We start from the raw sequence: 11,663 nt of genomic DNA, 5'->3' as shown, positions 1-11,663 counted from the left end.
GTTGGCCAGCAGAAAGTGACCAACCCCAGTTTGGAGCGGCGCGTGCGCAGCGTCTGTTCGCCAGCTCACCCATAAGCCCCTATAGTGGAGGCAGGTCCACCATCACACTGCCACCACACCTCCGCCCATGCACACCGCACCAAACCTACTGCGTGTTTTCTGCAGCGGTCTGTTCTGTCTGGTAGTGGCCCTGCTGGCCATGCCCCTGCGTGCCGGCCCCGTGGAACCGCCGCTGCCGGTGGCGGTGTATGCCGACTCTTTTGTCCCCCTGCAACATCTGAATGAGCAGAACGAACCCACCGGGTATGTCTACCTGTTTGTGCAGGAGCTGCTGGCGCAGGTGCAGCGCAGCCTACCCCTGCAAGTGGCAAAACCCATAGAGTTTGTGCCACTGAAGCGCGCGCTGGTCATTGGCGAACGGGAAGCCAATGTGCTGCTGCTCAGCGTGGCACGCACGCCCGAGCGTGAGGACAGGTTCCTGTGGCTGACCGAGGTATCGCCCTACCAGTTGTGGCTGTATCGCGCCAAGAGCACCGCCCTGCCCCCCATGAAAACCTGGGCCGACCTCAAAGGCAAGGGCCTGCGTTTTGGCGTGCAAAACGGCTCCAACTTCCATGAATGGCTGCGCACACAGGGCATTGGCCAGAGCCCCGACAACAGCGTGATAGACCCGGCACCCCAAAACATGCTGAACTTCCGCAAGGCCCTGGCCGGGCGTATTGATGTGTTTGCGCACCCCGATGTCAGCTTTGCCCACCGCGTGCAGCAGGCCGGGCTGAACATGGGGGACTTTGAGGCCGTACTGCCGATACAACCGCTCAGCATGCCGCTGTGGCTGGTGGTCAGCAAGGACAGTGATCCCCGCCTGGTGGCGGCGCTGCGAGCCTCAATCAAAACACTGAAAGCCAGCGGCCGTTTCCCCTTCTTGAGCAGCCAGGCCACCAAGTAGGCCGTTGTACACACCCGCAACACACCCATGACACCATGCCTTCTTCAAACTCTTCCCGCTCCTACGGCATGACCCTGCTCGTGATTGGTATCCGCATAGCGGCACTGTGTGGTGTGCTGTACCTGGCTGCATTGGCCTGGCTGTGGTTCCGCCAGGAAAAGCTGCTGTTTGCACCCACCGTACTGGCTGCCGACTACCAGTTGGCTATTGCGCCCGATATCCACGAACTGGGCATCGATGTGCCTGGCGCAAAACTATCGGCCCTGCATTTGAAGCTGCCCAACCCCAAGGGCGTGGTCTTCTTTTTGCATGGCAATGGCGGCAGCCTGGAGAACTGGTTCGTCAACCCCGATTTTTACCGCCGCGCCAACTACGATTTGTTCATGGTGGACTACCGGGGGTATGGCAAGAGCACCGGCCAGATTGAAAGCGAAGCGCAGTTGCGCGCCGATGTGCGTGCCGTGTGGGCTACGGTTGCGCCCCAGTACACCGGCCGCAAGGTGGTGGTGTATGGGCGTTCACTGGGCTCGGGCCTGGCCGCGGGGCTGTCGGCGGAAATGGGTGCCGCCCAGCGTGCACCCGACCTGACGGTGCTGGTCTCGCCCTACACCAGCATGGCTGCCCTGGCGGGCGACCATTACCCTTGGGTGCCACAGGCGCTGCTGCGTTACCCCATGCGCACCGACCAGATACTGGGCCAGGTCCGCAGCCCCCTGATGCTGATCCACGGCACCCTAGACCCGCTGATTGCACCGCGGCACAGCGAAGCGCTCAAGGCCCTGGTGCCCCACGCCACGTTGTCCCTCATACAAGGCGCAGCGCACAACGACCTGCAGAACTTCGATACCTACCTGGGCGTGTACGCGCGGGCGCTGGCCGCGCTCTAGTCATTGCCTATGGCAACGGCCAGTTCAGCGCAGCAGGCGCCCACCAAATCGTGCTCGCTGCACGCACCAAACCGCTATTGCGTGATGCCCAACTGGTCCAACACAAAGGCGTAGTCCTGGGCGGTCTCTCGAAGCTGCTTAAAACGGCCCGCACTACCGCCGTGCCCGGCCTCCATGTTGGTGCGCATCAGCAACGGTGCCTTGCCCTGGTTCAGCGTGCGCAGCTTGGCCACCCACTTGGCTGGCTCGTAGTACTGCACCTGGCTGTCATGCAGGCCCGTGGTCACTAGCATCGCCGGGTAAACCTGGGCCTTGACGTTGTCGTAGGGTGAATAGCTCAGCATGTAGTCGTAAAACTTCTTGTGTTTGGGGTTGCCCCATTCTTCAAACTCGTTGGTGGTCAGTGGAATCGATTCGTCCAACATGGTGGTCACCACGTCGACAAACGGCACGGCCGCCAGAATGCCCCGGTATAGATCCGGGCGCATATTGGCCACCGCCCCCATCAGCAAACCGCCGGCACTGCCGCCCTGTGCGAACACCTTGTCCTTTGCCGCGTACTTCTGTTGGACCAGCGCTTCGGTAACATCGACAAAGTCGTTGAATGTGTTTTTCTTCTTCAGCTTCTTGCCGTCTTCGTACCAGGCGCGGCCCATTTCCTGTCCGCCGCGAATGTGCGCGATGGCATAGACAAAACCCCGGTCCAGCAGCGAAACAATGGACGAACGAAACATTGGGTCGATAGACATGCCATACGAGCCATAGGCGAATTGAAACAACGGAGCTGTGCCGTCCTTCTGGAAACCCTTGCGGTACACCAGGGAAACCGGCACACGTGTGCCGTCGCGCACCGTGACCCATGTGCGCTCAGTCTGGTAGTTGGCACTGTCAAAACCACCTAGCACAGGTTGGCGTTTGAGCAGCGTACGCTCACCGGTACGCAGGTTGTAATCGTAGATGCTATGCGGGGTTGTCAGCGAGCTGTAGACATAACGCATGACTTCACTGCCTTGCACAAAGTTTGGCAGCAGCATGGTGCTATATGCGGATTCGTCGGAGCGGATGTACTGCGCCTTGCCCGTCATCTTGCCTTGTGCCCAAGGTTGCACGCGCAGGCGGCGCAAGCCTTCGCTGCGCTCGTCAATCACCAGGTAGTTGGCGAACAATTCAAATTTGTTAATGAAGACCTTAGCGTCGTGCGCCAGCAGGGGTTTCCATTGGCTGCGCTGGCCGATGCCGCTCTGTGCCACCTGCATCAGCCGGTAGTTGGGTGCCTGCCAATCCGTGCGGATGATCCAGCGGTCGGCTATATGGTCGGCCTGGTAATGAAAGTCGGCCCGCTTCGACGCCAAACTCTTGAAGCTCGCGGTGGGTGTGGCGGCGTCCAGCACAAACACTTCGTCGGAGATGGTGCTGCTGACATGGATCTGGATATAGGCTTGCGATGAAGTCTTTTTCACCTCCGTGTAAAAGCTATCGTCCTTTTCTTCATAAACGGTGACGTCGCTAGCCACGGAGCTGCCCAGTACGTGGCGTTTGACCTTGTAGCTGCGCAGCGTGTTGGCGTCATTCTCCACATAAAAAATAGTCTTGTTGTCATTCGCCCAGGCAATAGTGCTGGACAGACCAGGAATGCTATCGGCATAGACCTCACCAGTGCCCATGTTCTTAAAGCGCAACGTGAACTGTTGTCGGCCGGTGACGTCTTCCAGATAGGCGACGATATCCTGCCCTGCGCTCACCTCATAGGCGCCAATCTGGTAATAGCCCTTGCCTTGTGCGAGTTGATTGACATCCAGCAGGATTTCTTCCGCGGCTTCCGGCGAATTGCGTTTGCGGGCGTACAGTGGGTACTCGCGGCCCTGCTCGAAGCGGGTGTAGTACAGGTAGTCGCCCTTGCGTGTCGGGACGCTGGCGTCGTCCTGCTTGATACGTCCCTTGATTTCCTCGAACAGACCGTCTTCCATCGCCTTGTAGCGCTTTGCGTGTTGGGCGTACCACTGGTTCTCACTGTTCACGTAGGCCAGCACGTCGGGCGCCTTGCGCTCGTCATCGCGCAACCAGTAGTAGTTGTCATTGCGGGTGCCGCTGGGTGAAGCCACGGCATGCGGCTTTTGTACCGCCACCGGTGGAGTGACCATTTGCGCAGCGGCGGTCGTAGCAAACCAGGGTGCGCCTGCGGCACAAACAGCCAACAGCACGCGGGAAGTATTCAGAAGGTTCATGCAAAGCTTAATCAAGAAATGGCGGGCGGGTTGGGGATAGGGACCGAATCATAGACCGGCAACCCGCTACCGCTCGTCCACGGAGCAGATGAACCGCTGATCGTGCCGCGGCACAGCGAAGCACTCAAGGCCCTGGTGCCCCACGCCACGTTGTCCCTCATACAAGGCGCAGCGCACAACGACCTGCAGAACTTCGATACCTACCTGGATGTGTACGCGCGGGCGCTGTCCGCGCTCTGACCCGGGGCTGCGGTCAGGCTTTCGGTGGCGGTGGCAGACCGAGCTGGCTGCGGCAGGTCTGGCGCATCCCATACTCTTCTTGCATGGTCTGCTCCATGGATGCCGGTGCGCCTGCACTGGGTTTCATCGCACGCGCCAGAAACTTGTCGGCAAAACACTTGCAGTAGTCCGGCAGTTTGGCGTGCCCCTTTAAATCGCCTTCTCCTCCGTGGGCGGCGGGAATCCGCACGGCCTTGGTACACATCGCAGCATAGGACTCTGCGAGCTTCTGGGTATCCGAACCGGCCGTTCCTGCCGCGTGCACTGGGACCACACCAAACGCAGAGATAACAGCCATGCACAACAGTGCACCGCGGTGGCGGGCAACGACTTGCGAAAGCGTAACAGGTAAGTTCAAAAAAGTCTCCAAATGGTCAAGGGGGATGGGCTGGGAACGCGCGGTCCATGCGGCCTGAAAGGGGGACACCGCGCACGCGGAGTCAGTATCGCACCGGGCACCACCGCACCAATCGGCAATCCCACGCTTCCCTGCGGCTCAAGAGCTTTGATGTCATTTTGCAATTATCTAGCCTTACTATCCTTAAATAGCCATATAATTCAATTTATTGGATAGTAGTATCTATTTAGAAGATAATGACCGGAAGTGCCTTGGCCATGTAGCGAAGGGGAATGGACATGAAAGGAATCCCATGAAAGAGTTAAATCGCTGGTACCTGAGCGCAGCGCTGCTGTGCGTGTTCATGATGGGGATGCAAATATTCGTTGGCGGCCCGCAATTGCATGCACCGATTCAACGAAGCGAACTACCTGCGGGCATTCGGGCCATTGCGGAAGTTGCCTGGCATTCCGTGACCACCGCTTATGGGTTGATGGCTGTAGCGCTGCCTTATCTGTTCATGAACCCGAACAATGGCACTCTCGCGAAGTACATCATTGCGCAACTCGTTGCCTTATCCATGCTGTTTCTAACTTTCAGCATCACACGCTTTGGCAATGTCACCAGCATGTACCTATGGCCTCTTTTCCTGGTCATCGCAGCGACGGTTGGCATGGGTGTGCGTAAAGCGCGTTCACACTGATGCAGCGTAGGCTTTCAGGCATCAACACCGCTTACAGCGCACGAAAGGAGACTCCCATGGCAAACGCCGCATCCTGGTTCATGTTTTGTCTGGGTATCGCCCACATCGTGTTTGGTTTGGTGAAGTTCGCCGGGCCGGTAGCGGATGCAGTGTCTGCTGGGCTTATTGGCCAGTTCGCCGAGCCGGAGGTGCGGCGTACCGCGTTTTGGTTTCTGGTCTTCGGCCCCCTGCTGATGCTTGCAGGACACGTCGGCATACACGCTGTGGCCAAGGGCGATCTGAGCTTGCTCAAGATCCTGGGCATTTACGCATTTGCGATCGCCGTACTCGGCGTGGCGGCTTTCCCCCAGTCACCTTTCTGGGCGCCGCTGCTGGTTGCCCCCGTGCTGATCGCAGTGGGTTATGGATGGATAGCGCTATGAACACGTATTTTGTCGCTGCAGCGGCCATCGCTTTTATCGTCGGACTGGTGCACTCCGTGCTGGGTGAAATTTTGATCTTTCGGCGCTTGCGCCTGCGTGGTTTGGTCCCCACCAACGGCGGCAATGTGCTGAGCGAAAGGCATGTGCGCATCATCTGGGCTACCTGGCACATCGTGACGGTTTTCGGTTGGTGTTTGGGCGCCGTGTTGTTGCGCTTGTCACTGCCCGCCGGCGAGACAAACTCGGCTGTGTTTATCGAACAAGCCATGGTGCTTGCCGCACTGGCCGCTTCGGCACTGGTGCTTTTCGGCACGCAGGGCAAACACCCCGGCTGGATCGGCCTGCTGGCCATGGCCGTTTGCACGTGGCTGGGTCAGCCATAACAAGCGACTTCACAGTCTCAATCTGTAGCTCAACGAAAGAATTTATGTCCAAATCTGCATTCAGCGCCAAAGTGTTCGCCGTTTATCTGTTCGTTGCCGGCGCGCTACTGGCGACGGTCCCCAATGTCTTGTTGTCCATTCTTTTCATTCCCCAGACCTCGGAAGTCTGGATTCGTGTGATTGGTGTCATCGCGGTCATGATTGGCATCTACGCGTGGGATGCCGCCACACACGAGGCCAAGTCGTTTTTTGTGACCTCCGTCTACACACGCTGCACCGTGTTCGTGGCTTTTGTAGTGTTCGCGGCTCTGGGCTTTGGTAGCCCCATGATCATCCTGTTCGGCGTAGCAGACCTGCTGGGCGGAATCTGGACGCACTTGGCCTTGAGAGCAGATGCACGGTCTGCCCAGCCAGCATGAACACAATTCACTCCTTTTAAAGCAACCATGCGCACCACCAAAGCCCAACAAGCTAAGAACCACCGGCTGATCATCAAAACCGCGGTCGACCTGATGACACAACACGGGTTCGAAGGCACCACCATGAAACAGATCGCCCGGGCCGCCGACATTGGCGACGCCACGATCTACAAATACTTTCCCACCAAAGAGAAGTTAATCACCGCCTACTTTGAGCAAGCCATAACCGACGCCTTGGCACGGGCGGAGAAGGCGCCGTGGAACAAGGACTTCTCGCTGCACGAACGCATGCAGCTGCTGATCGACAGCCTGCTGGAGATTCTGCTGGCAGACCGCGAGTTTGTGGCCCTGGCGCGTGGTCTGATCGAGCGCGCGCCCATGCTGCTGCTGGGCGAGCAGTTGCCAGGCAAACCACTGCTGAAAGCCGCTTTTATCCAGATGTTGGAGCAGGCAGAGGCGTCCAAAGAAATCGTGCCCTGCGGCTTCAAACCCAGCCTGGCCGGGCTGCTGGCCGACTATGTCTACGGCGTCATGGCCTACTGGCTGCGCGATGATTCCGAGCAGTTTGCCAACACCACACAAATGGTGGACCTGAGCCTGGGTGTGCTGGTGCTGGCGCTGAAGAGTGGCCTGGTGGACAAGGTTCTGGAGCTGGGTGGTTTCATGCTGCGCAGCCAGATGGCGCGGCTGATGCACGATGGCACCGGCCTGCTCGATTTATTTCAACTGGCCCGCCGCGGTCTGGGAGGCACACGCCCATGAAACCCGTACTCTGTGACATCCCTGCCGGCAGCCGTATCGCCCAGGCCCTGCCCAACAACGACTTTGCCGACTGCTACCAGTTTGACGACCTGTGGCCGAACCAAAACGCATTGGAGACCTATCTGACTCTGGTCACCCGCACGCCGGGCTGGATGAATGCGCTGATGGCCATGCGCAACCAGGCCGTGCGCCTGGTCGGGCTCAAACATGTGGGCAACTTGTCCACTGCGGTCAACCGCAAGCCGGCAAAGGAATACAAGCTTGGCGACCGCGTGGGCATCTTCAGCATCCAGCACCTGCAGGACGACGAAGTGGTCGTGTTTGACGACGACAAACACCTGCACGTGCAGCTGTCGGTGGTCAAACATGTGGTGGACGGAAAACCCAAGGTATCGCTGAGCACAGTGGTGCACATCCACAACCGCCTGGGGCGCGTCTACATGGCCGTCGTGGGGCCGGTGCACAGCCTTATCGTGCCGCGCATGCTGGCGCAAGTGGCGCATGCCTGAACAACATGGCTAAGAACGGCGACGGCTCGTCAGCGCTGCCACGCACCGGGCGCCTCTCGCGCGGCGCCATCGCGGGCATGGCAGTGGCACGCGCCGGGTTGGCGCACCTGGGCCACAAAGCGCAATCGCTGACCCGCGACGACGCACAGCAGGCGCTAGCTCGCACCGCGCATGAGGCCGAGTTGGGCCGCATTTTGTTTGCCGCGCTGAACCAGCTCAAGGGCACGGCCCTGAAGGCATCACAGCTGATGAGCATGGAACTGGGCTTCTTGCCCGAAGGCATGCGCCAGGAACTGGCCCGTGCGCACTACCAGGTCACACCGCTGAACCGCGCCGTGGTGATCAAGGTTTTGCGCCAGGAACTGGGTGGCGAACCGCACACGCTGTTCCAGCACTTCGAGCCCCAGGCCTTTGCCGCTGCCAGCCTAGGCCAGGTGCACGCGGCGACCCTGACCAGCGGTGAAGCCGTCGCCGTCAAGCTGCAATACCCCGGCATGGCGGCGTCGATTGGCAGCGATATGCGCATGTTGCGCAGCCTGCTCCAAACCCTGGGCGGGCACTCCGACGCCCTGCCCAAGTCCAGCATCATCGACCGCGTGATGGCCGACATTGAAATCAAACTGGCCGAAGAGCTGGACTACCAACACGAGGCCCAGGCACTGCAGTGGTTTGCCCAGCACCTCACGCTACCCGGCCTGGTTGTGCCCCAACCCGTGATGGACCGCACCACCAAACGGGTGCTGACCCTGCAACACCTGCCGGGCCAGCATCTCAACGAATGGCTAAAGGCCCAACCCAGCCAGGCCGAGCGCGACCGGTATGGCCAGTTGCTCTTTGACACTTTCTTGCACTGCGCCTTTGTGCTGCGCCGCTTGCAGGCCGACCCGCACCCCGGCAACTACCTGTTCATGCCCGATGGGCAGTTGGGCCTGCTGGACTTTGGCTGCACCCGTGTGCTCGATGCGGGCTTTTGCCGCGCCGTGTCACACGTGTGGTCTGCACTGCTGCACAGACCGCTGGACAGCGACGCCCTGCAACAGGCTTACCAGGACCTGGGCCTGGTCAGCCCAACGTTGCGCAAAGACGACTTTTGCAATCGCCTGCTGCCCGCTCTAGCCGACATGCAGGCCTGGCAACGCCTGCCGTTCACCGTGCCGGTGTACGACTTTGCACAACACCCGGCCTACCCCGGAACAAAGCCCGAACACCAGCGCACCGCGGTGGAGTTCTTGCAGGCCGTTCCGCCGGACATGCCTTACTTCGATAGAGCCTACCTGGGCCTGACCCAACTGCTCAAGGCCCTGGGCGCGCGGGTGCGCACGACAAACCCCTGGATCCATTGAAAGGACACAACCATGACAAGCTCCATCCGCACACCCCGCCACTGGATCGGCCACTGGCTGATGCTGGTCTCCGCCATCCACACCGTGTTTGGGCTGGTCGTGTTCCGCGCGGATCTGTCGGCCATGGCAAGTCAGGGATTTTTCAACACCGTGGGAGACGACCCACGGCGGGCTGCCGTGGCCTTCTTCATGCTGTTTGGCTTCCTGCTGGCGGTGCTGGCACTCGCCACCACCGCACTGGAACGCCATGGGCAGCAGGCCCAGCTACGGCATGTGGGCTGGTCCCTGTTGCTGCTGTGTGCCGTGGCCGTGCTGCTGATGCCGGCATCGGGCTTCTGGCTGGCGGTGCCTGCACTGTGGGCACTGTTGCGCAAACCCGCTGTCTGACCGCAGGCTAATCTGCACGAACATTGCTACATTTTATATAGCGATATATTCATATTTATCGGGGGCTACAGACCAAAATACATTGAGAGTCTCCACCGCTCATGCCCCCACCCGGGGACCTATTGCCGCATGCCGATACTTCTCACACCACCTGGTGCTGGCATTGCTACAGTCCCGGACTTGCCGCTGCCCTTGAGTACGGCTTGAAGGCGGTCTCCATTTGGAAACATTGCTTCCAACAGTGCCGAACGGGCGCCTTCTGCACTGGCGCGGAAAGTAACCGGGCAACTGAAGCTGCTTGTGCTTTTGCTGCTAATTCCACCGGAGATTACATGCTTGCAATGCGCCGGGTTTACCAAAAAATCGGCCGCCTGGCTGCCCGTGACCCGGATACTGGATGGGGCGTCCTTTGCCGTACCCAAGGCAGACGCACCGGTCGTATTGCCGCTCACCCCCCCAAACCCGGATACGCCAGCGGAAGATCCTGAGGCACCGGGGATCGGTGAAGTCCGCACGCCCAGCACAACATCACGAGGGTGTTCGGTATGGACCAGTTGACTACCAAAGTCGGTGGTGGGCAACTCCCCTATCGCGGCAACGGCCAGCGAACCGCCGCTGGGTCGCAGTTGGCCGGGCCCGCCCTGGAGCGGCTGGCCAACTGCATCTGTCACCAGCAGTGTGCAAACGAAGGCGGCAAATAGCAGGCCGGGCGTCCGCGCCGCTTGGGATGGTGGTGGTGCAAAGAAGGGCATAGGTTTCTCCTGTTGAAACGGTTGTGCGCTACTGCAACACCAGCTCAACACGCCGGTTCTTGGCCCTGCCCGCTTCGTCACCATTGCTGGCCACCGGTGCAAGGCTGGCCACGCCGTTGGCGGTAAGGCGGTCGCGGGTTATGCCGTAGGTGCTTGCTAACGCGGCCACCACGGCTTCAGCGCGGCGCTTGCTCAGGTCGATGTTGGCAGGCAAGTTGCCCACGTTGTCGGTGTGGCCCACCACGTGCAGTTTCAGGCGGGCCTGCTGCTTGAGCAGCGTGCCAATTTGCTCCAATGAGGCTTTGCTTTCGGGCTTGATGTCGGCCTTGTTGGTGTCAAATAAAATGCCATAGACGGCGACCTTGCCGCTGGCGTCCAGGCTTTTGCCCATCTCGTTGGCGGACAGGGTCTCCATGGCTTGCTCACGCACCTTGGTGTCCACTTTCACGACGATCACGCTAGTGCGCTTCTTGTACTCTGCTTCATCGCAATAGACCGATGTGTCGCCCGGCCGCCAGGTCAGAACGGCGATGGTGGAGCCGGTGGCAACGTTGTCGAGCAGCGCGTAGCGGAAATCACCAATAAAAGCACCACCACCACAGGCCGCCGGGCTGTTGTCGCCCACATGGTTCCAGTAGGCACCCGGAACCAGGGTGGAGACAAAGTAGCCCTTGGTGATCCAGTCTGCACTGCCACAGGCTTCCGCCGTGCATTCATACATGGGCTTGTAGCCCGCAGCCTTCAGGTCCTGCTGGTAGTTGCGCAACACCTCCAGCGCCGACTTGCCAGGTGGCGTCAGATATTGCAGCGTGGTGCGTTGGCCCGCGCGGTCGTGGCTGCGTGCAATCGAAGCCTGCTCGTCCTTGTAGACAACTTTGCCCACCGGGAACTTCATTTCGTCATAAGCGGCATCGTCACGGTAGGTCAGCACCGAGCCTGCGTAACGTTTGAGTCCATCGGGGTCGGTCAGGCCCTTCAGGTCCTTGGTGGGCACGGGGTTGTTGGCCTGGGCCAGTGCGCCAGCAGTCAGCAGCAGCGCGCCAAAGGCCATGCGTATGGGCAACAGCAGCCGTGCATGTGTGGGTAGGTACAAGTCAGTCATGGTGTTCTCCTGTGTGAAAAATGGATTCAGCGTCTTTCGGCAACGGGGGCGGTGGTGGCAACAACGGCGGCGGATGTAGTGGTGGCAGCAAGGGGCGCATGGGTGGCATCAAACGCAGCGTGACAAAGCTGTCTTGCAGCAGCAGGTACGACTCCAAACGCGGGGCGTACAAACAGGGCCAGTGGGGTGATGGGCTTGCATAGA

14 protein-coding genes are annotated in these 11,663 nt (G+C 59.9%); 11 read left to right on the top strand and 3 right to left on the bottom strand.

Features of this window, described 5'->3' with window-relative positions:
• Window positions 1–127 precede the first annotated feature (127 nt).
• Window positions 128–949, top strand: a complete 822-nt coding sequence (locus tag HZ993_RS21760; RefSeq protein ID WP_209394787.1) for an ABC transporter substrate-binding protein — start codon at window positions 128–130, stop codon at window positions 947–949.
• Between the two features lie 35 nt (window positions 950–984).
• Entirely contained in the window at window positions 985–1,836 is an 852-nt protein-coding gene (locus tag HZ993_RS21755; protein WP_209394786.1) for an alpha/beta hydrolase, read from the top strand.
• Window positions 1,837–1,910: 74 nt separating this feature from the next.
• Here HZ993_RS21755 and HZ993_RS21750 read toward each other — a convergent pair whose 3' ends face one another.
• Window positions 1,911–4,061 carry a S9 family peptidase gene (locus HZ993_RS21750; RefSeq protein ID WP_209394785.1) on the bottom strand — a complete coding sequence of 717 codons (2,151 nt, stop codon included), beginning with the start codon at window positions 4,059–4,061 and terminating at the stop codon, window positions 1,911–1,913.
• A gap of 102 nt (window positions 4,062–4,163) precedes the next feature.
• Between HZ993_RS21750 and HZ993_RS21745 the strand changes: the two genes are divergently transcribed.
• Window positions 4,164–4,301 carry a hypothetical protein gene (locus HZ993_RS21745; protein WP_209394784.1) on the top strand — a complete coding sequence of 46 codons (138 nt, stop codon included), beginning with the start codon at window positions 4,164–4,166 and terminating at the stop codon, window positions 4,299–4,301.
• A gap of 13 nt (window positions 4,302–4,314) precedes the next feature.
• Here HZ993_RS21745 and HZ993_RS21740 read toward each other — a convergent pair whose 3' ends face one another.
• On the bottom strand, window positions 4,315–4,698 hold the full coding sequence (locus HZ993_RS21740; protein ID WP_209394783.1) for a hypothetical protein: 384 nt from the start codon (window positions 4,696–4,698) through the stop codon (window positions 4,315–4,317).
• 292 nt (window positions 4,699–4,990) lie between these two features.
• On the opposite strand from HZ993_RS21740, the gene HZ993_RS21735 reads away from it, so the two are divergent.
• From HZ993_RS21735 to HZ993_RS21700, 8 genes are read left to right on the top strand one after another with little or no spacing between them, the layout of a single operon-like run.
• Window positions 4,991–5,380: a hypothetical protein gene (locus HZ993_RS21735; RefSeq protein ID WP_209394782.1), complete on the top strand. Its 390-nt coding sequence runs from the start codon at window positions 4,991–4,993 to the stop codon at window positions 5,378–5,380.
• Window positions 5,381–5,436: 56 nt separating this feature from the next.
• Window positions 5,437–5,802, top strand: coding sequence for a DUF6463 family protein (locus tag HZ993_RS21730; RefSeq protein WP_209394781.1), 366 nt, complete (start codon window positions 5,437–5,439; stop codon window positions 5,800–5,802).
• Window positions 5,799–6,185, top strand: coding sequence for a hypothetical protein (locus HZ993_RS21725; protein ID WP_209394780.1), 387 nt, complete (start codon window positions 5,799–5,801; stop codon window positions 6,183–6,185). Before HZ993_RS21730 ends, HZ993_RS21725 begins: the two co-directional genes overlap by 4 nt.
• 44 nt (window positions 6,186–6,229) lie before the next feature.
• On the top strand, window positions 6,230–6,604 hold the full coding sequence (locus tag HZ993_RS21720) for a hypothetical protein (RefSeq protein ID WP_209394779.1): 375 nt from the start codon (window positions 6,230–6,232) through the stop codon (window positions 6,602–6,604).
• A 27-nt stretch (window positions 6,605–6,631) separates the two neighbouring features.
• Window positions 6,632–7,366, top strand: a complete 735-nt coding sequence (locus tag HZ993_RS21715; protein WP_209394778.1) for a TetR/AcrR family transcriptional regulator — start codon at window positions 6,632–6,634, stop codon at window positions 7,364–7,366.
• Complete coding sequence (locus HZ993_RS21710; protein WP_209394777.1) at window positions 7,363–7,875, top strand: DUF2867 domain-containing protein; 513 nt, start codon at window positions 7,363–7,365, stop codon at window positions 7,873–7,875. The genes HZ993_RS21715 and HZ993_RS21710 overlap by 4 nt, the downstream gene beginning before the upstream one ends.
• 5 nt (window positions 7,876–7,880) lie before the next feature.
• On the top strand, window positions 7,881–9,218 hold the full coding sequence (locus HZ993_RS21705) for an AarF/ABC1/UbiB kinase family protein (protein ID WP_209394776.1): 1,338 nt from the start codon (window positions 7,881–7,883) through the stop codon (window positions 9,216–9,218).
• A gap of 12 nt (window positions 9,219–9,230) precedes the next feature.
• Window positions 9,231–9,605: a DUF6463 family protein gene (locus HZ993_RS21700; RefSeq protein WP_209394775.1), complete on the top strand. Its 375-nt coding sequence runs from the start codon at window positions 9,231–9,233 to the stop codon at window positions 9,603–9,605.
• A 780-nt stretch (window positions 9,606–10,385) separates the two neighbouring features.
• Here HZ993_RS21700 and HZ993_RS21695 read toward each other — a convergent pair.
• Window positions 10,386–11,459 (bottom strand): OmpA family protein, encoded by a 1,074-nt coding sequence (locus HZ993_RS21695; RefSeq protein WP_209394774.1) that lies wholly within the window; start codon window positions 11,457–11,459, stop codon window positions 10,386–10,388.
• Window positions 11,460–11,663: the final 204 nt, after the last annotated feature.

The organism is Rhodoferax sp. AJA081-3, from assembly GCF_017798165.1.
Lineage (GTDB): Bacteria > Pseudomonadota > Gammaproteobacteria > Burkholderiales > Burkholderiaceae_C > Allorhodoferax.
The sequence above is the reverse complement of the archived record's forward strand: the minus strand, read 5'-3'. Positions and strand labels throughout refer to the sequence as shown.

Excerpts from the sequence above, each read along its gene's own strand:
- HZ993_RS21760 (WP_209394787.1), top strand. The coding sequence starts at position 128 with ATGCACACCGCACCAAACCTACTGCGTGTTTTCTGCAGCGGTCTGTTC.
- HZ993_RS21755 (WP_209394786.1), top strand. The coding sequence starts at position 985 with ATGCCTTCTTCAAACTCTTCCCGCTCCTACGGCATGACCCTGCTCGTG.
- HZ993_RS21750 (WP_209394785.1), bottom strand. The coding sequence starts at position 4,061 with ATGAACCTTCTGAATACTTCCCGCGTGCTGTTGGCTGTTTGTGCCGCA.
- HZ993_RS21735 (WP_209394782.1), top strand. The coding sequence starts at position 4,991 with ATGAAAGAGTTAAATCGCTGGTACCTGAGCGCAGCGCTGCTGTGCGTG.
- HZ993_RS21730 (WP_209394781.1), top strand. The coding sequence starts at position 5,437 with ATGGCAAACGCCGCATCCTGGTTCATGTTTTGTCTGGGTATCGCCCAC.
- HZ993_RS21725 (WP_209394780.1), top strand. The coding sequence starts at position 5,799 with ATGAACACGTATTTTGTCGCTGCAGCGGCCATCGCTTTTATCGTCGGA.
- HZ993_RS21720 (WP_209394779.1), top strand. The coding sequence starts at position 6,230 with ATGTCCAAATCTGCATTCAGCGCCAAAGTGTTCGCCGTTTATCTGTTC.
- HZ993_RS21715 (WP_209394778.1), top strand. The coding sequence starts at position 6,632 with ATGCGCACCACCAAAGCCCAACAAGCTAAGAACCACCGGCTGATCATC.
- HZ993_RS21710 (WP_209394777.1), top strand. The coding sequence starts at position 7,363 with ATGAAACCCGTACTCTGTGACATCCCTGCCGGCAGCCGTATCGCCCAG.
- HZ993_RS21705 (WP_209394776.1), top strand. The coding sequence starts at position 7,881 with ATGGCTAAGAACGGCGACGGCTCGTCAGCGCTGCCACGCACCGGGCGC.
- HZ993_RS21700 (WP_209394775.1), top strand. The coding sequence starts at position 9,231 with ATGACAAGCTCCATCCGCACACCCCGCCACTGGATCGGCCACTGGCTG.
- HZ993_RS21695 (WP_209394774.1), bottom strand. The coding sequence starts at position 11,459 with ATGACTGACTTGTACCTACCCACACATGCACGGCTGCTGTTGCCCATA.